This window comes from Pseudomonas sp. CC11G (assembly GCF_056174845.1).
The window spans coordinates 1-24,491 of the sequence record NZ_JBWBZC010000010.1 but is presented as its reverse complement, the minus strand read 5'-3'; the positions used below and the strand labels follow the sequence as shown (position 1 = coordinate 24,491).

The following is a 24,491-nucleotide window of genomic DNA, read 5'->3' as shown; positions in this document are numbered from 1 at the left end:
TACTCAACCACGCCTTACTCAACAAGAATGGAGGCCATCAGGCCGCTTTCCATATGGTCGATCACATGGCAGTGGAACATCCACACGCCCGGGTTATCCGCCACCAGCGCCACCCGCGCATTCTCGTTCTTGCCGAGCAGGTAAGTGTCGGTGAAGTACGGGATGATTTTCTTGCGGTCCGAACTCAGAACTTTGAAGCTCATGCCGTGCAAGTGAATCGGGTGTTGGTATTGCGCCATGTTGCGGAACTCGAGGATATAACTCTGGCCCAGCTTCATCTTGGCGATGGGCCGGTCGGCGCAGGTTTTATCGTTGATGTCCCAGGCCTTGCCGTTGATTTGCCAGAAGGCCGGCGCGCGGCCATTGGTGGTTACTGACACCGCGCCCACCCATTCGAACTTGAAGTCGAGCACTTCGGCGTTCTGCAGGTCTGGCTCGGCAATCGGGTTGGCCGGAATTTGCGGCGGCCACTCTTCGGCAACCGGTGCTTCGTTGGGCACTGAGCGGAAAGTCGCCAGACGCACCGGCCCGTTGCGCAACGGCAACTCCACGCCCGCCTCCGGCACCTTGATCGCCAGGCACAGGCGCATGCCCGGGCCGATCCAGTATTCCTTGCCGAACGGCCGCGGCTCAATCGGGTTGCCGTCCAGCGCATACAAGCGCGCATCGGCGCCCGGCAAATTGAGGCGATACGTCACGGTGTTATCGAGGTTGAAAATCCGCAGGCGCACGATCTGCCCGGCCGGCAAATCGATGGTCGGCAAGTGCTCTGCATTGATAGTCGAGTAGCTGCCGGCGGTGCCGCCGCGCGCCGCTTCACGGGGAATGCTGAACGGGGTGAACGCGCCTTCAGCATCGATATGCCAAGTCTTCAGACTGAGCGAACGCTCATGCTTGAAGCCGGTTGGCTCACGCTCTTCCACCACCAGCGGGCCGACCAGGCCGTGGCCCAGTTGCTGGCTGCTCAATACGTGCGGGTGATACCAGTAGTTGCCGGCGTCCGGCGTCTTGAACTGGTAGTCGAAATACTCGCCGGGCAATACCGGCAACTGCGACACATAGGGCACCCCGTCCATCTCCAGCGGCAGGCGGATGCCGTGCCAGTGAATGGTGGTGGGCTCGCTGAGTTTGTTGATAAAGCGCACCCGCAACCACTCGCCTTGACGGCTGCGCAATTCAACGCCGGGCGCCGAACCGTTGTAGGCCCAGGCCGGGGTTTTGTGACCGGCCACCAGCTCCAGATCCATGGGCGCGGCAATCAACTCGTAATCATGGGTAGTGCTGCCCAACGGCCGTCCAAGCCAATAACGAACTCCACCGGCACCAAAGCCCACTGCGGTCAAACCGAGCAGGCCACCGAGAATTTGTCGACGTGTAAATGACATGGGTACAGACACCTTTATAAATAAGGGACTTCGCTGGCCCATCAGGAATCAGGTAGAGGCCGGTCTCTGGCGGACTGGCTTTGGGCGCGCATTATGACCGAAGGCCGGCGTGGCTTGCATGCCTCTGATCAATTTCGGCCTGCCGTAAATGCGCAAAAGCCCGCCTGGAAGGGCGGGCTTTTGTCAGTGGGCGACGACCAGAACGGCCAGGCGCCGGCTTACCAGTTGTAGCTCACCTTGGCGGTGATTTCGCGGCCTGGGTTGTAGTAGTTCGCGGTACCCGAACCCACCACGTGCTGCTCGTCCAGAAGGTTGCTGACGTTCACAGCCAAGTCGGTGCCTTTGTAGAGCTTGTAGTTAAAGGCAGCGTCGAACAGCGTTTCGCCGTCGCTTTTGCCGGTGTTGGCGGCGTCGTAATAGTAGGAACCGACATAGCGGGCACCCAGGCCGACGCTTACGTCGGTGGCTGGAATGGCGTAGTAGGTCCATAGCGAAGCGGAGTGCTCAGGGGCAGCGACGAACTGATTACCCTTGATTGAGGTGCCGTCGTACAACGTGCCGCGCTTAACTTCGGAGTCCATATAGGAGTAGCCGCCGACAACGCTGACGTTTTCGGTGATCTCAGCCTTGGCTTCCAGATCGAGGCCACGGGCACGGGATTCACCTACGACCAGGTTATCGATCCCGCTACCGTCAGCTCGTACCACGGCGATGGTTACGTTCTCTTGGGTCAGGTCATAAACGGCAGCCGAGAAAATAGCGTTCATACCCATGGGAGCGTATTTCACGCCCACTTCGTACTGATTGCCGGTCTTCGGTGTCACGCCAATCTCCGGCGGCGAGACCGATTCCACATAGCTCACGTAAGTCGATACTTCATCGGAGACGATGAGGGTCACGGCGCCGCGGTAAGAGGTTTCGGCAAAGTTGTCGTCGGCATCCACCGCTCCGCCGGCAAAATCGTTGTAGCCCTTGCTGGACAGATCCATAAAGTCACGACGCGCGCCGGCGGTGAGAATTACGCGCTCGTAGAACGAGAGGTTTTGCTGAACGAACACCGCCTTGTTGGTGGCGTCGTCTTTCAACTCGCTGTAACGAGCGGCGCCGCTTGCAACACCGGTGTAAACCGGATTGGCGATGTCGATGGACGATGCACCGGTGTAGATGCCCGAGGATTTATTCGAGGAGTCCAGGTACTCGACGCCGGCGGTGGTGCTGCTGTCGATGTTCTCGAAACGGTGATCGAATTGCAGCATCACGTTTCCGTTGAACTGATCGGCCTCACTGTAAGAGGCAAATTGAACCCGGGGAACGACGGTACCTGTGCGCCCGGCGTAGTCGCTCAGATAGACGTAGCCATAGTCATCGTTTGCCTCGCTGTAACGCACATTGCTGCGCAGCGTGAAGCCGTTATCGAAGTCATGGCTTACGTTCCCGCTGAGCGTGGTGCGCTCCACATTGTGGAAGTTGTAGCTAGGCTCGCCGAAGAAGTCGTCGCGATCGTACTCCTTGTCCAGCGGAGCACCTCCGCTGTTTGGCGAGCTATCGGTCTTCAGGTAGTCCAGAACCATGGTGGCTTTGGTGAAATCCGTCGGAGCCCAGGTCAGGCCACCCATGGCAAAGCGGTTGTCGTCCTGCGAATGGTCATATTCACGATCGCTGTTCTGCATCTTGGCGGTGAAACGGCCAGCGACGGTTTTGTCGTCGTTCAGCGCATCGCCTACATCTATGCCGGTTTCTTTGTGGTTGTAGGAACCATAAGTCACATAGCCCTGGCCAAAGCTGTTGAAGCGCGGCTGCTTGGTCACGAAGTTAACCGAACCACCCGGGTCAGCCGGGCCGAACAGCGTGGAGTTGGCGCCACGCAGAATCTCGATACGCTCGAAGGCGAATGGCTCCTCACGTACGCCGCGCATCGAGCCCAGGGTCAGGCCGTCGCGGTAGGTGGTGGCGTTGAAGCCGCGGATCTGGAAATAGTCGTTGCGGTCATCGGTACCGTAGTAGTCGGTGATCACGCCCGGGGTGTATTGCAGCGCTTCTTCAGTCGTATTGACGCTGCGCTGCTCCAGTTCCTTTTCGGTGACCACGGAAACGGAAGCCGGTGTATTGAGAATGCTGGTGGCGACCTTGCCGCCCACCCAGAGCTCCTGGGCTACGACCGTCTTGGAGTCGTCGCCGCTGTCGGCGTTGGCATTGACGATGACCGGGGCCAGTCGATAAGCCTCTTCTTCAGGGGCCTTTTCTTCTGCATTGGCGCCAAGTGGCGCGCCCACCAACGGCATACAGAGCATTACGGCAGCAGCGGCACGCTGCTTGGCCGAACGCGTATTCATAAACCCGGTTTTATTTTTCTGCATGCTTGCGGTCCTTGATCATTCAACAGCCTTCGCCGTTGGAGCCCCATGCATCGCGGTCGAGACGATGCCCTATGATTTTCGGCGCCGATTGTATTCGAAAACCAATCGCAAATGACAAAGTTACGCAAACACAACGGAGATTTTTTCGCAGACAAGTGAACTTTGGCTTTCAACCCCAGTCTCGCGCCCACAAAAAAGCCCGCAGTTACGCGGGCTTTTTGTTTTTAGATTTGAACAGGCAACTCAGAAAGAGGGTTTCTGGGCTAAGGCCAGGCCAGGCGCCCCGGAGCTTTTAAGCGCAGCGTACTTCAGTACCTGAGCATTAAAAGCGAGGACGCAACGCAGCATGGCCGACGACCAAAAAGCCGTCCTGCGAACGACTTACTCCCACTCGATGGTCGCTGGCGGCTTGCTCGAAACATCGTAAGTCACGCGGGAAATCCCTTCGATCTCGTTGATGATCCGGCCACTCACGGTTTCCAGCAGCTCATAGGGCAGGTGCGCCCAACGGGCGGTCATAAAGTCGATGGTTTCTACCGCACGCAGCGCCACAACCCACGCGTAACGACGGCCATCGCCAACAACACCCACCGATTTCACCGGTTGGAACACCACGAACGCCTGGCTGACCTTGTGGTACCAGTCGGCCTTGCGCAGCTCTTCGATAAAGATATGGTCGGCGCGACGCAGCAGGTCGGCGTATTCCTTCTTCACTTCACCGAGAATCCGCACGCCCAAACCTGGGCCTGGGAATGGGTGACGGTAAACCATGTCGTACGGCAGGCCGAGTTCCAGGCCCAGGCGACGCACTTCGTCCTTGAACAGTTCGCGCAATGGCTCGACCAGTTTCAGGTTCATCTCTTCCGGCAGGCCACCCACGTTGTGGTGCGACTTGATCACGTGGGCCTTGCCGCTTTTAGCGCCAGCCGACTCGATCACGTCCGGGTAGATGGTGCCCTGAGCCAGGTACTTGATGTTGTCCAGCTTGCAGGACTCGGCATCGAATACATCGATAAAGGTGCGACCGATGATTTTGCGTTTTTTCTCAGGGTCCGCTTCGCCGGCCAGGTTGCCCAGGAACTGCTCTTCGGCGTTGGCGCGAATTACTTTGACGCCCATGTTCTCGGCGAACATGGCCATCACTTGCTCGCCTTCGTGCAGACGCAGCAGGCCGTTGTCGACGAAGACGCAGGTCAGTTGGTCGCCGATGGCTTTGTGCAGCAGCGCGGCAACCACGGAGGAGTCGACACCGCCGGACAGGCCCAGCAGCACGTTGTCGGTACCCACCTGGGCGCGTACTTGAGCAATGGCGTCTTCGGCGATTTTCGACGGCGTCCACAGCGCTTCGCAGCCGCAGATGTCGAGGATAAAGCGCGACAGAATGCGACCGCCTTGCTTGGTGTGGGTCACTTCCGGGTGGAACTGCACGCCGTAGTAGCGACGGTCGTCGTTGAACATGCCGGCAATCGGGCAGCTCGGGGTGCTGGCCAGAATGTGGAAGTCTTCCGGCATCTTGGTGACCTTGTCACCGTGGCTCATCCATACATCGAGACCGAACAGGCCGTCGGCATCCACGTGGTCTTCGATGCCGTCCAGCAGGCGGCTTTTGCCGACCACATCCACACGGGCATAACCAAATTCACGCAGCTCGGAGCCTTCAACCTTGCCGCCCAGTTGCTCGGCCATGGTCTGCATGCCGTAGCAGATACCGAAAACCGGCACGCCGAGGTCGAAGACCGCCTGCGGGCAACGCGGGCTGTCGGCAACGTGAACCGACTCGGGGCCGCCAGCGAGGATCACACCCTTGGGCGCGAATTCGCGAATCGCTTCATCGTCCATGTCGAACGGGTGCAGCTCGCAGTACACACCGATCTCGCGCACGCGGCGGGCGATCAATTGGGTGTACTGGGAACCGAAGTCGAGGATCAGGATGCGGTGAGCGTGAATATCGAGGGCCATGATTCAGTCTCGTCTAAGTCAATCAGTAATTCAGAAACAACTCGGGGCTGAATAAAACAGCCCCGGTTGCTTAACGATTTGCTTGAAGGCTCAACCTACTCGGTAGTTCGGCGCTTCCTTAGTGATCTGTACATCGTGCACATGGGATTCAGCCATGCCGGCACCGGTGATCCGCACGAACTCGGGTTCGGTACGCATCTGCTCGATGGTGGCGCAACCGGTGTAGCCCATGGAGGCACGCAGGCCACCCATCAGTTGATGGATGATCGCCGCCAGTGGGCCTTTGTACGGCACACGGCCTTCGATGCCTTCGGGTACCAGCTTCTCGGCACCAGCGGCCGAATCCTGGAAGTAGCGGTCGGAGGAACCTTGGGTCTGTGCCATGGCGCCCAGCGAGCCCATGCCACGGTAGGCCTTGTAGGAGCGGCCCTGGAACAGCTCGACTTCGCCCGGTGCTTCTTCAGTACCGGCAAACATCGAACCCATCATCACGCAGGAGGCGCCCGCAACGATGGCCTTGGACAGGTCGCCGGAGAAGCGGATGCCGCCGTCGGCAATCAACGGTACGCCGGTGCCTTCAAGGGCAGCAGCAACGTTGGAGACTGCGGAAATTGCGGCACGCCCACACCCGCGACGATACGGGTGGTGCAGATCGAGCCTGGGCCGATACCGACTTTCACCGCATCAGCGCCGGCTTCTGCCAGGGCCTTGGCCGCAGCGCCGGTGGCGATGTTGCCGCCGATTACCTGCACTTGCGGGAAGTTCTGCTTAACCCAACGTACGCGGTCGATCACGCCTTTGGAGTGACCGTGGGCGGTGTCGACCACCACCACGTCAACGCCGGCAGCAACCAGTGCGGTCACGCGGTCGCCGGTGTCGGCGCCAGTTCCTACGGCGGCACCAACGCGCAGACGACCTTGATCATCCTTGCTGGCGAACGGGTAAGCCTTGGCTTTTTCGATGTCGTTGACGGTCATCATGCCTTTGAGGTTGAAGGCGTCGTCAACGATCAGCACGCGCTCGATGCGGTGCTTGTGCAGCAGTTCGCGGGCTTCTTGCTTGTCGGCGCCTTCACGCACAGTGACCAGGCGCTCTTTAGGCGTCATCACGTCGCGTACTTTGGCATCCAGACGGCTTTCGAAGCGCACGTCACGGGAGGTGACGATGCCGACCAGGTCGCCGTCGTGCAGCACGGTACGCCGGAAATGTTGTTCTGACGGGTCAGCTCGAACAGATCACGCACGGTGGCGTCGGCTTCGATGGTGATCGGATCTTTCACCACGCCGCTTTCGAAGCGCTTCACTTTGCGCACTTCGGCAGCTTGCTGCTCGATGGTCATGTTCTTGTGGATGATGCCGATGCCGCCTTCCTGAGCCATTGCGATGGCCAGACGGGATTCGGTCACGGTATCCATCGCTGCAGAAATCAGCGGGATGTTCAGTTCAATACCACGGGTCAGTCGAGTTTTGAGGCTGACGTCTTTGGGCAGAACTTCGGAATAACCTGGAATAAGAAGGACGTCGTCGAAGGTTAGAGCTTCTTGACTGATACGCAGCATGGCGGGGGCTCCCGGACGGGAAAATGGAAGCGCGCCATTATACCCACGCGGGCACCTTGGCTCAATGCAAAAGGTTAATTAGATGAAGCAGGAGTTTCTATCGACCTTGTAGGAGCCAGCTTGCTGGCGAAGCTCTTTAGATTGCATTCGCTAGCAAGCTAGCTCCTACAAGTCCACGACAACCTGCCGCACCCCATACCCCAACCGCTCACCAAACTCTTCTATAAAGGAAGCCGTAAACCCCGCCTCGCCCCAGTTATTGAAGATAAAGCCCAGGTTGGAAAACCCGCACGGCTGCAAAAACAGAAACCCATTGATGTCATCTTCAAACCCGCACAGCGGGCAGGTGAAGTTGTCGCTGACCTTGGGCGTCCACTCCTCCAGGCTGTCGAACAGCGTCTCGCCCACTTCTTTGCGGCACTTGGGGCAGCCGGCTTCTTCGAGGAAGTGTTTCGTCGGTGTATAGATGCAGCGCTTGGTCACCACTTCCAATCCATTCACGGGCCGGCCAAACGGCAGCTTCTCCGGGTGCAGGGCAATACGCTTGGCGCCGGCGGCAATGGCATAGGCCATGCGATTACCGGTACGGCCGCAGGTGCTGAGCTCGGCCGAGACGATATTGCGCTGCACCAGCCAGCGCAGCATCAGCCGCGCCCGCGCCTCGTGGTTGGGAAAGGTGGAAATCTGCGGCACCAGAATCAGTTGTTGCTCAGCCATGCTCGGCCCCGAAATCAAAACGGCGTGCAGTTTAACAGGAGCGGCTTTGGCCTTTGGCGTTTGAGCCTCTATCATGCCCGCCATGATCAAAGACCCGTTCCAACGCCTCGGCCTCGACCGCGAAGTGCTCACCGTCAGCCAGCTCAACGGCCGCGCTCGCGTGCTGCTGGAAGATGTGTTCAGCAATATCTGGGTGGAAGGCGAAATCTCCAACCTGGCCAAGCCCGCCTCCGGCCATGTGTATTTCACCCTGAAAGACAGCAACGCCCAGGTGCGCTGCGCCCTGTTCCGGCAGAACGCTGCCCGAGTGCGTCAGGCTTTGCGGGACGGCCTGGCGGTTAAAGTGCGCGGCAAGGTTTCGTGTTTGAGGGCCGTGGTGATTACCAGCTGATTCTCGACAGCGTAGAGCCGGCCGGCGATGGCGCGCTGCGGCTGGCCTTCGAAGCGTTGAAGGAAAAGCTTAGCGGCGAAGGTTTGTTCGCCGCCGAAAACAAGGTGGCCCTGCCTGCTCACCCGCAGCGCATCGGCATTGTCAGCTCGCCGACCGGCGCCGTAATCCGCGACATCATCAGCGTATTCCGCCGCCGTGCGCCGCAAATTCAGCTGACCTTGATTCCCACCGCCGTGCAGGGCCGCGAGGCCACTGGGCAGATTGTCCGCGCGCTGCAGGTAGCCGACCGCCAAGGCTTCGACGCGCTGATCCTGGCCCGCGGCGGCGGCTCGCTGGAAGACCTTTGGTGCTTCAACGAAGAACAAGTGGCCCGCGCCATCGCTGCTTGCCAGACGCCGATCATCAGCGCCGTGGGCCATGAGACCGATGTATCGATCAGCGACTTCGTGGCCGACGTGCGCGCCCCCACGCCTTCCGCCGCCGCCGAATTGCTGGCACCGGATGCCAACGAGCTGGTGCAGCGCCTGAACAGCCTGCATCGCCGCCTGGTGATGCGCATGCAAAATCGCATCGAGCGTGAACGCCTTCGCCTGGACGGCATCAGCCGCCGCCTGCGCCACCCGGGTGAGCGCCTGCGCCAGCAAGCCCAGCGCCTCGATGACCTGGATATGCGTATGCGTCGTGCCTTCGAGCGCAACCTGCAACAGCGCCAGGACCGCGTCGCCCGTCTGGATATGCGCCTCGCCGCGCAACACCCCGGTCGCGCCCTTGCCCTGCTGCGCCAGCGGCTTGATGCCTGAGCGAACGGCTGCCGCGCGCAATGCGTGACGCGCTGAAAGACCGCCGCCAGCAGTTGCACACCCAGGCACAAACTCTAAACGCGATCAGCCCGCTGGCCACCTTGGGCCGCGGTTACAGCATTCTGCTCGACGACAAAGGCCACGCCATTCGCAGCGCGGCACAGACCAAACCCGGCAGCGTCTGAAAGCGCGCCTGGGTGAAGGCGAGCTGGACGTGCGAGTGGAAGACAACCACCTGACGCCGGTTACCCTGTCGCTGCTCGACTGACTTCCCTCTTTCTATATCAGGCTTGCCCATGCGCGTTTTGCTGTTCTGTTTGCTCTGCCTCGCCCTCCCCGCCCATGCCGACAGCTATATCAGCCGGCTGCTGAACAAGCCGGTGCCTGGCGGCGTAGCGGTGGTCGACCTCGGCGCCAGCAACGGCACACCCAACGCCACTTTCCAGGGCAAACCGGTGCTGGTGGTGCATGAACAAGGGCAACGCTGGCTGGCGATTGTCGGCGTGCCGCTGACCAGCAAGGCCGGCCCGCAAAACATTGTCGCCAAGGATGCCAGCGGTAGCCGCACCCTCGGTTTCACGGTCGGCAGCAAGCGTTACGCCGAGCAGCGCATCACCTTGAAGAACCAGCGCCAGGTCAACCCGAACCCCGCCGACCTCAAGCGCATCGAAAAGGAATTGGCCGAGCAGACGCGCGCTTACCAAAGCTTTAGCGCCGGCACGCCGAGCAATCTGCTGCTCGACAAACCGGTGAACGGCCCACTGTCGAGCCGCTTCGGTGTCCGGCGCTTCTTCAATGGGGAAGAGCGCAATCCGCACGCCGGCCTGGACTTCGCCGTCGGCGCCGGCACCCCGATAAAGACGCCTGCCGCCGGCAAGGTCATCCTGATCGGCAACTACTTTTTCAACGGCAACACGGTTTTCGTCGATCACGGCCAGGGCTTTATCAGCATGTTCTGCCACATGTCGAAAATCGACGTGAAGCTCGGCCAGGTAATGCCACGCGGTGGAGTGGTCGGCAAAGTGGGCTCTACCGGCCGCGCCACCGGGCCGCATATGCACTGGAATATCAGCTTGAATGATGTGCGCGTAGACCCGGCGATTTTATCGGGGCCTTTGAGCCGTAACGTTACAAGCGCACCGTAAACCCGAGCCCAGCACAGGACGACGCTTACATGGAACAGCAATACGAAAACCGCCGTGCAGTGGCTTTCCCGCTTTCCTTATCTGTACAGCCTCATCGCCCTGATCTTGCTGCTGTGTGCGGCATTTATGGCCAACTGGCTGATCAAGCGCGTACTGATCCGTGGCTTTTACCGCTTGCTGCGCGCCTCCCACCTGGGCCAAGACAAAGCCCTGGCGCGCTCGCACATCATTGCCAGGTTGGCCAATGTGGTGCCGGCGCTAATTCTGGCCAACGGCGTGGAGCTGATTCCCGACCTTCCGCACGCCATGATCACGGTGACGCGCAACGTGTGCGGCGCCTTTATCGTGCTGACCATTGCTCTGGCCGTCGCCGGCATGCTTACCCTGGCCAACTCCTTGTACGAACGCCGCCCGGACGCCCATCTGCGGCCGATCAAGGGCTACTTCCAGGTGGTGAAAATCGTCATCTACGCCATCGCCACGGTGTTGATGATTGCCACGCTGGTGGACCGCTCGCCGCTGATTCTGCTCTCCGGCCTCGGCGCCATGGCGGCAGTACTGCTACTGATTTTTCAGGACACGTTGCTGTCGCTGGTGGCCAGCGTGCAGATCTCGTCCAACGACATCATCCGCGTCGGCGACTGGATCGAGATGCCGCAACTGAACGCCGACGGCGACGTGATCGACATCGCCCTGCACACGGTAAAAGTGCAGAACTGGGACAAGACCATCACCACCATCCCGACCAAGCGCTTTATTACCGACTCGTTCAAAAACTGGCGCGGCATGCAGGAAGCCGGCGGCCGACGCATCAAGCGCAGCCTGCATCTGGACCAGAACAGCGTGCACTTTCTCAGCCCCGAAGAAATCGACCAGCTGCGCCAGTTCAAGCTGTTGGCGCCGTACCTGAAAAGCAAAGAAAGCGAGCTGATGAGCTGGAACAGCCTGCTGGAGGAGCCGCTGCGGGTGGCGGTGAATACCCGGCGGGTGACCAATATCGGCACCTTCCGTGCCTACGTGGAGAACTACCTGCGCCAGCACAGCGGCATTCGCCAGGACATGACCCTGCTGGTACGCCAGCTCAGCCCGCTGGCCGACGGCCTGCCGCTGGAACTGTATTGCTTTACCAACACCACGGCGTGGGTGCCGTATGAAGCCATTCAGTCGGATATCTTCGACCATCTGCTGGCGATTCTTCCCGAGTTCGGTTTGCGCGTGTTCCAACATCCGAGTGGCGCGGATATGCGTGCGGCCTTAGGCAATCGCGAAGTGCCGTAGGGCAGATTCGCCTTACAGACCCCGCGCAATATTTGTGAGTTTTGCGCAAATTCGAGACAACTTTCTCTTCGCAATTCGGTGAGAGCGCTACGAATCACCAAATTTTCCGCACGTCTTGCCATATTCAACCCGAGTGAATAGGGTTAACCGCATGAAAACACCCCACACCCTCATTCTGCTGCGCCAACACGCCTGCCTGTGCCTGGTCAGTCCGCGACTGCAAAGCTGACTGCTCACCTCGCCCCGCTACACTTGATTGCACGCAGTTATCACCGGTCGGCCACCCTCACCTGGCCACGCTACGTAAAGGAATTCGCCATGAGCATGCTCAAAGATCCGTCCAACAAATACCGCGCCTTCACTCCGATCAACATTCCCGACCGCACCTGGCCGAGCAAGGTGATCGACAAGGCGCCGATCTGGCTGAGCACCGACCTGCGTGATGGCAACCAGTCGCTGATCGAGCCGATGGATGCCGAGAAAAAAATGCGTTTCTTCAAAACCCTGCTCGCCGTGGGTTTGAAGGAAATCGAAGTGGGCTTTCCGTCCGCCTCGCAAACCGACTTCGACTTCGTGCGCGAACTGATCGAAGGCGGCCACATCCCCGACGACGTCACCATTCAGGTACTCACCCAAGCCCGTGAAGACCTGATCGAGCGCACTTTCGAATCGCTCAAAGGCGCCAAGAAAGCCATCGTTCACTACTACAACGCCTGCGCGCCGAGCTTCCGCCGCATCGTGTTCAACCAGGACAAAAACGGCGTGAAAGAAATCGCCGTGCAGGCCGGGCAGATCATCAAGCGCCTGGCCGATGCTGCGCCGGAAACCGAGTGGGGTTTCGAGTATTCGCCGGAAGTGTTCAGCTCCACCGAAATCGAGTTCTCGGTTGAGGTGTGCAATGCGGTCATCGCTGTGTTCCAGCCTACTCCAGCCAAACCGCTGATCCTCAACCTGCCGGCCACCATCGAAAACGCCACGCCGAACAACTATGCCGACCAGATCGAATGGTTCGGCCGTCATGTGGATCGCCGCGACAGCGTGTTGCTCAGCCTGCACACCCACAACGACCGTGGCACCGGCGTCGCCGCCACCGAGCTGGGCCTGATGGCCGGCGCCGACCGTGTGGAAGGTTGCCTGTTCGGCAACGGCGAGCGCACCGGCAACGTCTGCCTGGTGACCGTGGCGTTGAACCTCTACACCCAGGGCATCAACCCGGAGCTGGATTTCTCCGACATCGATACCGTGCGCAAAGTGGTGGAAGACTGCAACCAACTGCCGGTACACCCGCGCCACCCGTACGTGGGCGACCTGGTGCACACCGCGTTCTCCGGCTCGCACCAGGACGCGATCCGCAAAGGCTTCACCCAGCAGAAAGCCGATGGCGTCTGGGAAGTGCCGTACTTGCCGATCGACCCAGCCGATATCGGCCGCAGCTACGAGGCGGTGATTCGCGTGAACAGCCAGTCGGGCAAAGGTGGCATCACCTTCCTGCTGGAACAGGAATACGGCATCAGCTTGCCGCGTCGTATGCAGATCGAATTCAGCCAGGTCGTGCAGAAAGAAACCGACCGCCTGGGCCTGGAAATGACCGCCGAGCAAATCTACGGTTTGTTGCAGAACGAGTACTTGCAAGCCAGCAGCCCGTACGCGTTGAAGAGCCATCGCCTGCAGGAAGAGAACGGCATCTGCAACGTGGATATCGACGTGACCGTCAGCGGCGAACTGCGCCGTAAGCACGGCACCGGTAAAGGTCCGCTGGAAGCGTTGGTCGCGGCCCTGCCGCAGAACCTGGAAATCATCGATTACCACGAGCACGCCATTGGTGCCGGTGCCAATGCCAAGGCCGCCGCGTATATCGAAGTGCGTCTGAACGGTGGGCGTCCGGTGTTTGGCGTGGGCATTGATGAAAACATCACCACCGCCAGCTTCCGAGCCCTGTTCAGCGCCCTTAACCGCGCGCTGAAGCAGGCTGAGGAAAGTACGCAGGCGGCGTAAGACTTGCTGCTGCAGAGGAAGGGGCGCCCGGTAACGAGCGCCCCTTTTTCGTAGAGCGCAGATAAGTGTGGGAGAGGCTTCAGCCTCGATGATTTCGAACCCGACTCAAGGCTGCGCTTTGTAACGCCGCTCACACACGCCAAAAACAAAGCCGATACCCGCAGACAACCTGCCAACACATTCCCCCGCCATAGTCGCGCCTCAATTCCCTGCCTGCGCGAAGCCTATGTCTGTATTGGCTGCTGTTCCCGTTGCCGCGTTTTGCTGTCACCGCTCTCGGCAGCAGGCCGCTTTTACCTTGGTAGAGCTGTTAGTGGTGATCACCCTGATGGGGGTGTTCGCGGCCATCGCTGTGCCTAGCTTCAATCACCTCACCCGCAGCAATCGGGCCTTGGCGGCCGCCAATGACATTTACTCGGTGTTGCAGTACGCCCGCAGCGAGGCGTTAAGCCGGGGGCGTGGGGTTACCGTGAGCGTGAGTGCCAACAACGCCTGGGCCGGCGAAATCTACGTGAGGGCCGGCACCCAAACGTTGCGCCACACCGCCAAGGGCAATTTCGGTGATGTGACCGCCAGCAGTTCGTTGATGACGCTGACCTTCTGCCCCGGCTTTATCGCCGCCGCCACCTGCAACAACGGCGTGCTCAGCAGCCCGCCGACCATCACCGTGGGCGACGCCAACGACAGCACGGTCACTTCTCGCACAATCAAGGTACTTGCCAGTGGCCAGATTTCCCGCCCTGCCGTCAGCGAATAACGCCTGGCGCCCGGCCGCCATGGCCGGTTTCAGCATGATCGAAGTGCTCATCGCGTTGCTCGTGCTGTGTATCGGCTTGCTCGGCATGGTGTCGCTACAAGGCCGTGGTTTGCAGTTGTCGCAAGCGGCCAGCCAGCGCAGCACGGCGGTGATGCTCGCGCAAAACCTGGTGGAGTTGATGCGCAGCAACCCTGACGCCGCGCTAACCAACAATCTGTTCAGCACAGCCTCCGGTTACTACAAGGCTGCCGGCAGCGACTTTGCCAGTACCACCGTGGCCAGCTGCGTCGCCCTGGACCGCAGTGCTGGTGGCAGCGCGGTAGCCAAACAGGATTTCGGCTGCTGGCTGGAGGCCGTGCAAGACCTGCTGCCGGTTACCAGCGGCTTGCTCAAGAACAACTTCACTGTCTGCCCCAGCAAGACCGACAACAGTTGCAGCACCAGCGCCAGCTCCGTGGTGATGATTCAGCTGGCATGGCAAGACAAAACCGGGGCCTGCACCGACAACGTCTGCTACTACCGCCTGCGAGCCGAGCTATGAGCCGGGCTATGGGTAACGGTCAAGCCGGCTTGTCGCTGGTCGAGCTGATGATCGCCATGGCGATCAGTACCTTTCTGGTTCTGGGCGCCACGCAGGTCTATATCGATAACCAGCGCACTTATCTGTTCCAGCAAGGCCAGAGCAGTAACCAAAACCTGGGGCGGATGATTCAGTTGTTGCTTGACCAGCAGCTGGCGCGCGCCGGTTTTCGCGCCTCGCCGCGGGTGAACGCCGGCATGGGCGTGGCCTTTCCGGCCATTGGTAGCAGCAACGGCTGCCCAGCCTTTGCCGCTGGGGAAACCGTGCTGCCCAGTAGCGACGGCGATGGCATTTGCTACCGCTACCAAGGGGCCGCCGATAGTGCGGACCTGGATTGCCTGGGCCATAAAATTACCGCCAGCGCCAACGTGCTCAGCCGCATCAGCTTTGTCAGCAGTGCCACAGCCGGCGCCGGCAGCCTGGTGTGTTCGGTCGACGGAGCCAGCGTCACGCTGGTCGATGGCATCGCCGACTTCGTGATGTTTGCCGTACCCGCCAGCAACGGCAGCAGCCAGGCGGTGCGTTATGCCGCCCTGCTTAGCACCAGCACACCGCTGCGCGACGGCATCGCCACCACAGTGCTCGACCAGTGGAAAAGCCTCAGCGGTAAAACCCGCGCCAGCGACCAATACCTCTATCAAATCAGCCAGGGCAGCGTCGCTCTGAGGAACCTGATGCCATGACTCAGCAGCCTCGCAACCAACAGGGAGCCGCGCTGCTGATTGCGCTGGTGATGCTGTTGCTGATCACTTTGCTGGCGACCGCTACGCTGCGCGACAGCACGTCGCAAAACCGCATGAGCGGCCTGGGAGCGGAGCGCCAACGCGCGGCGAATGCGGCCGAATCGGCACTGCGCGAAGGTGAACGGCGCCTGCAAACCCTGGGCAACACCGGCAGCGTCGACATGGGTAAACCCGATTGCGCGGGCAGCATCAGCGCCCTCGCCGGGTTAGTCAGCAACCTCTGCGTACTCTCGACCGACCGCTTTGCCGACAGCGTGGCAGCCGGCACGGACTGGTGGACGGCCAACACCTACGCCACCACGTATAGCGGCTCGGATGGCGCCTCAGCTTCAGCACCAACCCGCGCTGGAACGCGGCCTATATCGGCGCTTCCACCAACGATTACGGCTCCCTGATGGAAGGCCGCGGTGCCTTCTATTACCGCGTAACGGCCGAGGCCAAGGCCGACGGCAACCGCTTTCCGGTCGTTCGCCAAAGCGTCTACAGGATCGATATCCAATGAAGCTCACTCGCCCCAGTCCGACATTGCTCGGCGTGCTGTTGGCCGTTGTTTCGCTGTACGCCGCCGACACCTGCGCCACCGCGCTTACCCTGAGCCAGGTACCGCTGTTTCTTACCGAAGGCGTGGCCCCCAACATCATGGTGACCATCGATAACTCCGGCAGCATGAAGTGGGCCTTTGCGCCGGACACCATGAACCCCACCACCGGCGCCACCTACGGCGGCTACACCGCCGACCAGGTACGCACCAGCCGCCGGGCGAAGTCGGCCAGCTTCAACCCGCTGTATTACAACCCGGCGGTTACCTACACCGCGCCCTATAGCGTCACCTACAGCAACGGCACCACCAGCACGACGCCGCTCACCACCAGCTTTACCGCTGCCTACGTGAACGGTTTCAAAACCGCACGCGGCAATCTCAATCTCAGCACGGGCTATATGGTCAGTTGGGACTACGACACCAGCCGTGGCACCACGGCGGTTTCCAGCAGCAACTCGACGTATTGGTCGTACAGCAACTACGCCAGCTACTCGAGCCCGGACAAGGTGTATTACCTGGCCGCCAACCCGTCGGCAGACTTCGGCTCGAGCACCACGACCAGCACCAGTTCGAGCACCACGCCGACCAGCTACAGCACCGCGACCACCTCCACCAGCAAACAGACCATCAGCAGCGGCGGCTCGTACACGGTGACCAAGTCCGGCAGCAGTTGCAGCGTTACGTTCACCAACCCGAGTTCGTCCTCGGCCACGACCACCAGCACCGACAGCACGGCAGGCACCACCACCAAAGTGGTGACCACCACGACCGTGACCTACACCACCGGCACGTGTACCGCCAAAACCAGTGGCAGCACCACTACCTACAGCGTGTCGGCCACGCAAAACACTGGCACCAGCGCGACCACCACCGTCACCACCACCGACCGCACCAAGCTGGCGGTACCGGCGTATTACTACCTGTACAACAGCGGCCTGACCGGTTGCACCAGCAGCCTGCAAGACGACAACTGCTACAAGCTGGTGACCGTCAGCAGCACCTCCGGCACCGGCGGCACCGACGAGCGCCAGAACTTCGCCAACTGGTACAGCTTCTACCGCAACCGCGAATTGGCCACCCAGTCTGCCGCCAACCTGGCGTTCTCCGACCTCTCCGATAACACCCGCCTCAGTTGGCAAGCCCTGGGTACCAGCGATACCTGCATCACCAGCAGCTCGTACCTGAGCGGCTACAACTGCCGCGGCCTGGATAACACCAGCACCAGCTATTACGACAACCGCCTGGGCAACTTTTCCGGCAGCCACCGTACGCAGTTTTTCAGCTGGCTGGGGGATATCTACTTCAACCAGAGCACCCCGCTGCTGGGTGCCATCGACCGGCTCGGCGGCCTGCTCACCGCCACCGGCCAATACGGGCCTTACGCCTACAAGATTGGCACCAGCGAGGCACCGATTTATGCCTGCCGGGCGAGCTACAGCATCACCCTCACCGACGGCATCTGGAACGTGGCCGGCAGCCACGGCGAATACGACAACACCAGCCGCAAGCTACCCGACGACACCCAGTACTCGCCCGTGGCGCCGTTCAAAGACAGCACCAGCAATACCCTCGCCGACCTGACCTTCAAATACTGGGCAACCGATGCCCAGCCCACGCTGGCCAACAAGGTGCCCACCTACACTAAGGAAAGCGGAACTGGCCAGTACTGGAACCCGAAGAATGACCCGGCCACCTGGCAGCATATGGTCAGTTACTTTGTCGGTCTGGGCCTGACCAATACGCTCACGAACCCGGCGTGGGACGGCGACACTTATTCCGGCGATTACAGCGCCCTGGTGGCCGGCACCAAGACCTGGCCGGCAGCTTCTTCGGGCAGCGCCAACAACGTCTATGACATGTGGCACGCGGCAATCAATTCACGCGGTGAGTTCTTCAGTGCCGACAGCCCGGACTCGTTGCTCACTGCCCTGCAAAGCATCGTTACACGCATCAACGAAACCAGCATGGCCAGCGCCAGCCAGAGCATCAGCTCGCCTCTGGCCGAAACCAACTACACCTCCAGCGACAGCTATATCCCGAGTTTTTCCAGCGAAGACTGGAGCGGCAAGCTGACCAAATACACGGTCACCAGCACGTCCTCGACCCAGGACTGGGAAGCCCAGACGCTGCTGGACACCACCTATAAAAGCGGCAACAGCGCCTACGCCAGTCGCCCGATTTATATTGCCGGCGGAACGGCCAGCAGCGGCCTGCAAAGCTTCACCTGGGCCAACCTGACCAGCGCGCAACAAACCACCCTGAACAAAGCCCTGAACAGCACCACCGACAGCAACGGCAGCAAACGGGTGGACTGGCTGCGCGGCGACCGCAGCAATGAAGGCACGCTACTGCGCAGCCGCGCGCACATCCTGGGCGACATCGTCGATTCGACGCCGGCATTGGTCAGTACACCCAAGGCCATTGCTGCACTGCTCGACGCCATGTACGGCGACAGCGCCTACAGCACCTTCAAAGCCAAATGGGCCACACGTCCTACGCGCATTTATGTGGGTGCCAACGACGGCATGCTGCATGGCTTCGACGGCAGCGGCAAAGAGACCTTCGCGTTTATCCCCAGCGCCGTGATCAGCAACCTGTACAAGTTGCCCGATAGCAATTACACCAGCAGCGCGCATCAGTACTACGTCGACGGCACGCCGACCGTGTCCGAAGCCTATTACGACAGCGCCTGGCACACCGTGCTGGTGGGCACCCTGCGCGGCGGCGGCCGGGCGATGTTTGCCCTGGATGTCACCGACCCCACCAGCATCAAACTGCTCTGGGAAAAAAGCTTCAGCGACACCGATTACGCCGACCTCGGCTACACCTACAGCAAGCCGGTGGTGGCCCGGTTGCACACCGGTGACTGGGCGGTAATTGCCGCCAACGGCTACAACAGCGCGAACGACAAAGCCGTGCTGTATGTGATGGATATCAAGACCGGCAGCCTGATTAAAGCGCTCACCGTCACCGATTCGCTAACCGGCGCCAACGGCCTGTCCGCCCCCTACGTCGCCGACATGGATGGCGACCTGATTGCCGACTACGTGTATGCCGGCGACCTGCACGGCAACCTGTGGCGCTTCGACCTGTTCGGCACCGGCGGCAGCTTCACCAGCAGCACCACCGCCAACAGCTTCCGCGTGGCATTCAACGGAAAACCGCTGTACACGGCCACGGCGGCTACCTCCACCAGCACCAGCAAGGTTCAGCCGATTACCGCCAGCCCCTATGTGGTCGCACACCCGACCGGGCTCGGGCATATCGTCGTGTTTGGTACCGGCAAATACCTGGAGTCATCCGATGCCGCGGCCGACACCACCAAAGCCATGAGCCTGTATGGCATCTGGGATACGCAAACCGACGGCGACGACCCCAACAGCACACCGAACCTCAGCCGCAGCAAATTGCAGGAGCAGACCTTCGGCAACGACAAAACCATCACCTACACCGCCAGTGACGGCAGCCTGGTGTCGTCTACCGCCAACACCCTCAGCGACAACGCGGTGAGTTGGTACGACAACAGCGGCAGCATTCAGCAGTACGGCTGGTACATCGACCTGCCGCTCACCGGCGAAATGATGGTGAACAAACCGGTGGCCTACGGCAGCAGCCTGCTGCTTACCACGCTCGCGCCCAACGACGATCCCTGCCAGAGCGGCGCCGACACCTACCTGATGCTGATCGACCCCACCAACGGCGGCGTGGCCAGCGACTCGCTGGAATTGGGCACAGACACCACGTACTCGCGCCTGGCCATGTCGGGACTGATTGGCGGCGTCACCACCCACACCGAAGTCACCTTCAGTTCCGACATTACCGCGGGGGCGGGAAAATCGGAGACGACGGTCAACAGCACCAGTGGAAGCATCCTGATAACAGGCAGCGCCAACCAACGACAAAGCTGGCGCGACGTGCGCCTGCAGGAATGAATATGCAACGCACGCAAACCGGCTTCACCCTCATCGAGTTGATGATCTGCGTGGTAATTCTGTCGATCCTGACGGCCATCGCCATGCCCAGTTACACCCGCTACGTCACCCGCACTCACCGCAGCGAAGGTCAGGCGCTGCTCAGTGAAGCAGCCGCGCGCGAAGAGCGTTATTACGCGCAGAACAACGCTTACACCAACGCGCCCATCGACCTGAAAATGCGCAGCAGCACGGGCCTCAGCGACAACGGTTATTACCAATTGAGCATCAGCACCAGCGACGACACCCAGGGTGGTTACCTGCTCAGCGCCACGCCGTTGCGCACCCAGGTGAATGACACCGAGTGTGGCGTGCTGACATTGAATGCGTTGGGGGAAAAGACGGTGAGCGGGACGACCACAGATAGCAGCGAGTGCTGGAAGTAACGCCTTTAACGGGCAATAAAAAACCCCGCAATGGCGGGGCTTTTTATTAGGCGTAGGTTGGGTTGAGCCGAAGGCGAAGCCCAACAGGGAGCTCAGCGAGCTCCGCGTGTAAATCGTTGGGCTTCGCGTTGCTCAACCCAACCTACCGCGCGTTCAACTGCTGCTGCAGATTCTGCACCTGGCTTTGCAGGGTGCTGATGTTGCGGGTCATCTGCGCACGGAACGCATCGAACTCGCTGGTGTTGGTGGCCGCAGCAGCCGGGCGGTTGTCCTGTTCGCTTTTGAGTACCAGCATGTCCTGTTCCAGACGGCTGATGGCGACATTCGGGTTGCCCTGTTTTTTCAGCGCTTCGATATCGGCGCCGAGGCTTTTCAGCTGGGCGTCAATCTTGCTGGTATCGCCCTGGGCGGCCTTGAGGGCGGCCTGATCTGTCACCACAGCCTTGAGTTTGCTGTCGAACTGCCCGGTGGCGTCTTGCTGGGTTTTCAGGTCGGCGGCCAGTTGATCATCACGCTTGCCCTGATCGGCCTGTTTGCTGTTCAGGGTTTGCAGTTGCTTGGTCAGGTCGGCGACTTTGCTTTCCAGCCCTTTCACCTGCAGGCGCAAGGCTTCGCTGCCGCTGGTGACATTGGACTCGGTGGCGACCACCTTGCCGGAAATATCCTGAATGCGCCCGGCGGCATCTTCGCTGATGCGCGCAAAGCTTTCCTGGGTGGCCACCAGTTGCTGGCTCATCAGGTCGATCTGTTGATGGCTCCACCAGCCCAACACGCCGAAGGCGATCATCAACGCGGCAACCAGCGTCCACAGTGGCGCGGTGCTCGGGCCTTTTTTCGCCGGGGCCGTGGCATGGCCGCGCTCGACCGGCGCATGGCGGCCGTGGTCGTGGTGGCTGGCAGGGAAGTCGTGGTCGCGCGCGTCAGTGGTCAGGCTGGGAACGTTATCGAGTTCATCTAGGGCGTCGTTACGCATGGTTCAACCTATAGGGCACGCAGTGAAGGGGTAACAAACAAAGAAGCAGCGGGGTCGCAGTATACCGAGCGCAGCGGCGGCACCCAATGGTGCATAGCGCACCGCTTGCGCGCGTGTAAAGCGCCCGAGACAGCCATCGACCGCCCGTAAGCCGCCCAGTTCCTGCATTTGTGAACTGGTATGCCATTTGCTTTAAGCGTTACGGGGAGTAACAGAGCGTCTAGACCGGCCCAAGCCGGCGAACGCGATGGCCACAGAGCCTTGTTATTCAGACCAGAAAACTGCGCCAGACCAGCGCACTTGTTTTCATACCCAAGCCTTGCTTCAGCTTGGGTTAACGGGGAGAAATCGAATGGAACTGACCAAGTCTGTACTCGATTGCATGCAAACGCTGCGCCGCCGTCTTCGCCAGGAACAAGAGGTGGATATTCGCCTCAGCCAACCCAATGCCGTGATGGACATGTTGATCGCCTGCGCGGCGTCCGACGTGGAAGACACCCGGCAGATGGGGTTGAAACTCAGTGAGCTGACCAACATTCGGTTGGCACCGCCAGCGGCGCCTCAGCTCACCGAAGCAGAACTTATCGAAAAGTACACGCGATATGCCGGCCCGCTACGCGGCTAAAAACTACTGCGCCAGGTTAAGCGGCGTTTTTAAATCTTCTATTTGCCGACCACTTTCCACCACGTGCAAAACTCATCCAGCGCCGTCCAGACACTCACCTGCGGCGCATAGTCGAGTTCGCGCTGGGCGCGGCTGATATCCAGGGAGAAGTCTTTGGACATCACCGCCACACCCAGGCGAAACAGACTCGGCTCGGGGCGACCCGGCAGCAGTTTGCAGATCGTTTCGTTCAGCGTGGCAGCGGTATACGCCAGGCCTACCGGCACGTGTTTGGTCACCGGCGGCAGGTCGAGTTGGCGCAGTACGTAATTCACCACATCCCACAGCGGCACGGGCGCGCCGTTGCTGATGTTGTAGACCTTGCCCAGTGCCGGGCCGGCGGCGAGCAGGCTGCTGAATAGCGCCTCATTGAGGTTGTGCATGCTGGTGAAATCGACCCGATTAAGGCCATTGCCGATGATCGCCAGGCGGCCTTTGCGCTGCATCTCGATCAGCCGCGGAAAGATGCTGGTGTCGCCGGCGCCGGTGACAAAGCGCGGGCGCAAGGCGATCACTTCTAGGCCAAACTCCTGCGCCGCCATCACTTCCTGCTCGGCGATAAATTTGGTCTCGCCGTAGTGGTCGACAAACTTCTTCGGCACCTGCTCTTCGCGCAGGCCGACATGGGACTTGCCATCGAAGTACACCGACGGCGACGACAGATGCACCAGACGCCGCACCTTTTGGCTCAGGCACGCTTCGATGACGTTCTGGGTAAGCACCACGTTGCCGTTGTAGAAATGCTCGCGCTTGCCCCAGGTGCCGACGGCGCCGGCGCAATGCACCACCATCTCTACGTCGTGGCACAGGGTACGCACCAGGTTGGAATCGCTGAGATCACCCTGGACGAATTCGGCGCCGCGCTTGATCAAGTGCTCCACCGCTTCCGGGCGCCGGCCATTGATACGCACCTGCAAGCCCTGCTCCAGCGCAAAGCGGGCAAAGCGCCCACCAATAAACCCGCTTGCCCCGGTTACCAGAATCTTCATCGTCCACCGCCATGGTTTTTGTAATGGGCGTGACTGTAGCAAGGCCATGCGCGCTTGTAGTGTGGCGTGGTGAGCCAAGGTTCTGACTTGGCCGTTACGGCTGCACCAACACCTCGGCCGTGGCCCGCTGCAAATGCCGGGTCAACTCGCCGAGCAATTCCCCACCATTGCGCCAATGGTGCCAATACAGCGGCACATCAATCGGCCGCTCCGGCTGCAGCTCCTGCAACGCACCGCGCGCCAGCAACTCACGCACTTGCAACTCCGGCACCAGGCCCCAGCCCATACCGGCTTCGGTCAGGCGGATAAAGCCTTCCGAAGACGGGCACAGGTGATAGGCAAACGCGCCCTCAACGCCGAGGCTGGCGAGGTAGCGGTGCTGCAGAAAATCATCCGGACCGAAGACAATGGCCGGCGCTTGCGCCAACGCTGCGCCGTCACCCCGCCGCTGAAATGTCGGGCGATAAAGGCCGGGCTGGCCAAGGCGCGGTAACGCATCGCCCCTAAGGGCAAACTGCGTGCACCGGCGACCGGTTTATCGCTGGCGCACACACAGGCCGCCACATCGCCACCGCGCATGCGTTTAAGGCCGACGTCCTGGTCTTCCACACCATATCCAGCAGCACCCGGTGCTGCGCACAGAACTCCGTCACCGCCTGCCCACCAGGTGGCGAGGCTGTCGGCGTTCAGGGCGATGCGTAGGCGTTCAGGCGCCGTGCCTTCGTCCAATGCCGGCACCTGGCCGGGAGGTCGCGCTCCAGCAGCCGCACCTGCTGCACATGGTTGAGCAGACGGCGGCCAATCTCAGTGGGCTCGGCTTGCTGCCACGCACCAGCACCGGCTGGCCGACCCGCGCTTCGAGCAATTTGATGCGCTGCGACACCGCCGATTGCGACAGCCCCAGCACCTGCGCGGCGCGCTCGAACCCGGCCTGCTCCACCACCGCCGCCAACGCCCGAGCAACTTGTAATCGAACACTATCAATTCTCCTAATGTGAGATCAGCAGGATTCGTTTTCCTTATACAGCCATCCCTCGCAGACTCGCCACACGAATTACCCCTCAGGACTTTTCCCATGTGGCAGAGCTATATCAACGGACTTTTAGTGGCGGCCGGCTTGATCGTGGCGCTCGGTGCGCAGAATGCGTTCGTGCTGGCGCAAAGCCTGCGCCGCGAACATCACCGCCGGTGGCGGCGCTGTGCGTGCTGTGTGATGCGCTGTTGGTGGTCGCTGGCGTTTTCGGCCTGGCCCCTTGCTCGCGCAAAGCCCAGTGCTGCTGGCCGTGGCGCGCTGGGGCGGGG

15 protein-coding genes and 6 pseudogenes are annotated in these 24,491 nt (G+C 60.8%); 12 read left to right on the top strand and 9 right to left on the bottom strand.

Going from position 1 to position 24,491, the window contains the following annotated elements:
• Positions 1 to 14 precede the first annotated feature (14 nt).
• The 6 genes and pseudogenes from AC0V2S_RS13630 to AC0V2S_RS13605 form a co-directional block, all read right to left on the bottom strand.
• Positions 15 to 1,385 carry a multicopper oxidase family protein gene (locus AC0V2S_RS13630; RefSeq protein ID WP_475510211.1) on the bottom strand — a complete coding sequence of 457 codons (1,371 nt, stop codon included), beginning with the start codon at positions 1,383 to 1,385 and terminating at the stop codon, positions 15 to 17.
• Between the two features lie 218 nt (positions 1,386 to 1,603).
• The gene (locus AC0V2S_RS13625) at positions 1,604 to 3,667 is read right to left on the bottom strand and encodes a TonB-dependent siderophore receptor (protein ID WP_475510356.1); all 2,064 of its coding nucleotides are present in this window, start codon (positions 3,665 to 3,667) and stop codon (positions 1,604 to 1,606) included.
• 456 nt (positions 3,668 to 4,123) lie between these two features.
• A complete protein-coding gene (gene guaA, locus AC0V2S_RS13620; RefSeq protein ID WP_108095793.1) occupies positions 4,124 to 5,701 on the bottom strand; it encodes a glutamine-hydrolyzing GMP synthase in 1,578 nt (525 codons plus the stop codon).
• Between the two features lie 90 nt (positions 5,702 to 5,791).
• Positions 5,792 to 6,807: pseudogene (gene guaB / locus AC0V2S_RS13615) on the bottom strand (IMP dehydrogenase).
• Positions 6,808 to 6,961: 154 nt separating this feature from the next.
• Positions 6,962 to 7,259: pseudogene (locus tag AC0V2S_RS13610) on the bottom strand (IMP dehydrogenase); the annotation flags it as partial.
• A 165-nt stretch (positions 7,260 to 7,424) separates the two neighbouring features.
• Positions 7,425 to 7,976, bottom strand: coding sequence for a sugar ABC transporter ATPase (locus AC0V2S_RS13605; RefSeq protein WP_475510210.1), 552 nt, complete (start codon positions 7,974 to 7,976; stop codon positions 7,425 to 7,427).
• Between the two features lie 82 nt (positions 7,977 to 8,058).
• On the opposite strand from AC0V2S_RS13605, the pseudogene xseA reads away from it, so the two are divergent.
• The 10 genes and pseudogenes from xseA to AC0V2S_RS13555 all read left to right on the top strand — a co-directional run bounded on the left by xseA (position 8,059) and on the right by AC0V2S_RS13555 (position 20,563).
• Positions 8,059 to 9,435, top strand: a pseudogene (xseA, locus tag AC0V2S_RS13600) (exodeoxyribonuclease VII large subunit).
• A gap of 28 nt (positions 9,436 to 9,463) precedes the next feature.
• Positions 9,464 to 10,293, top strand: a pseudogene (locus tag AC0V2S_RS13595) (peptidoglycan DD-metalloendopeptidase family protein).
• A gap of 73 nt (positions 10,294 to 10,366) precedes the next feature.
• On the top strand, positions 10,367 to 11,590 hold the full coding sequence (locus AC0V2S_RS13590) for a mechanosensitive ion channel family protein (protein ID WP_475510209.1): 1,224 nt from the start codon (positions 10,367 to 10,369) through the stop codon (positions 11,588 to 11,590).
• Between the two features lie 318 nt (positions 11,591 to 11,908).
• Positions 11,909 to 13,585 (top strand): 2-isopropylmalate synthase, encoded by a 1,677-nt coding sequence (gene leuA / locus AC0V2S_RS13585; RefSeq protein WP_475510208.1) that lies wholly within the window; start codon positions 11,909 to 11,911, stop codon positions 13,583 to 13,585.
• Positions 13,586 to 13,811: 226 nt separating this feature from the next.
• The gene (locus AC0V2S_RS13580; RefSeq protein WP_475510207.1) at positions 13,812 to 14,342 is read left to right on the top strand and encodes a GspH/FimT family pseudopilin; all 531 of its coding nucleotides are present in this window, start codon (positions 13,812 to 13,814) and stop codon (positions 14,340 to 14,342) included.
• Positions 14,308 to 14,883 (top strand): type IV pilus modification protein PilV, encoded by a 576-nt coding sequence (pilV, locus tag AC0V2S_RS13575; protein WP_475510206.1) that lies wholly within the window; start codon positions 14,308 to 14,310, stop codon positions 14,881 to 14,883. The genes AC0V2S_RS13580 and pilV overlap by 35 nt, the downstream gene beginning before the upstream one ends.
• A gap of 8 nt (positions 14,884 to 14,891) precedes the next feature.
• On the top strand, positions 14,892 to 15,605 hold the full coding sequence (locus AC0V2S_RS13570) for a PilW family protein (protein WP_475510205.1): 714 nt from the start codon (positions 14,892 to 14,894) through the stop codon (positions 15,603 to 15,605).
• Positions 15,602 to 16,060 carry a pilus assembly PilX family protein gene (locus AC0V2S_RS13565; RefSeq protein WP_475510204.1) on the top strand — a complete coding sequence of 153 codons (459 nt, stop codon included), beginning with the start codon at positions 15,602 to 15,604 and terminating at the stop codon, positions 16,058 to 16,060. Before AC0V2S_RS13570 ends, AC0V2S_RS13565 begins: the two co-directional genes overlap by 4 nt.
• Positions 16,061 to 16,163: 103 nt before the next feature.
• Positions 16,164 to 20,138: a pilus assembly protein gene (locus AC0V2S_RS13560; protein ID WP_475510203.1), complete on the top strand. Its 3,975-nt coding sequence runs from the start codon at positions 16,164 to 16,166 to the stop codon at positions 20,136 to 20,138.
• A 2-nt stretch (positions 20,139 to 20,140) separates the two neighbouring features.
• Positions 20,141 to 20,563 carry a type IV pilin protein gene (locus AC0V2S_RS13555; RefSeq protein ID WP_475510202.1) on the top strand — a complete coding sequence of 141 codons (423 nt, stop codon included), beginning with the start codon at positions 20,141 to 20,143 and terminating at the stop codon, positions 20,561 to 20,563.
• Between the two features lie 142 nt (positions 20,564 to 20,705).
• On the opposite strand, the gene AC0V2S_RS13550 is transcribed toward AC0V2S_RS13555, so the two are convergent.
• Positions 20,706 to 21,536 (bottom strand): ATPase, encoded by an 831-nt coding sequence (locus AC0V2S_RS13550; RefSeq protein WP_475510201.1) that lies wholly within the window; start codon positions 21,534 to 21,536, stop codon positions 20,706 to 20,708.
• 352 nt (positions 21,537 to 21,888) lie between these two features.
• Between AC0V2S_RS13550 and AC0V2S_RS13545 the strand changes: the two genes are divergently transcribed.
• Complete coding sequence (locus AC0V2S_RS13545; protein ID WP_475510200.1) at positions 21,889 to 22,161, top strand: hypothetical protein; 273 nt, start codon at positions 21,889 to 21,891, stop codon at positions 22,159 to 22,161.
• A 38-nt stretch (positions 22,162 to 22,199) separates the two neighbouring features.
• Here AC0V2S_RS13545 and AC0V2S_RS13540 read toward each other — a convergent pair whose 3' ends face one another.
• Positions 22,200 to 23,189, bottom strand: a complete 990-nt coding sequence (locus tag AC0V2S_RS13540; protein WP_475510199.1) for an NAD-dependent epimerase/dehydratase family protein — start codon at positions 23,187 to 23,189, stop codon at positions 22,200 to 22,202.
• A 94-nt stretch (positions 23,190 to 23,283) separates the two neighbouring features.
• Positions 23,284 to 24,173 (bottom strand): annotated as a pseudogene (locus tag AC0V2S_RS13535) (LysR family transcriptional regulator ArgP).
• 91 nt (positions 24,174 to 24,264) lie between these two features.
• Between AC0V2S_RS13535 and AC0V2S_RS13530 the strand changes: the two are divergent.
• Positions 24,265 to 24,491, top strand: a pseudogene (locus tag AC0V2S_RS13530) (LysE/ArgO family amino acid transporter); the annotation flags it as partial.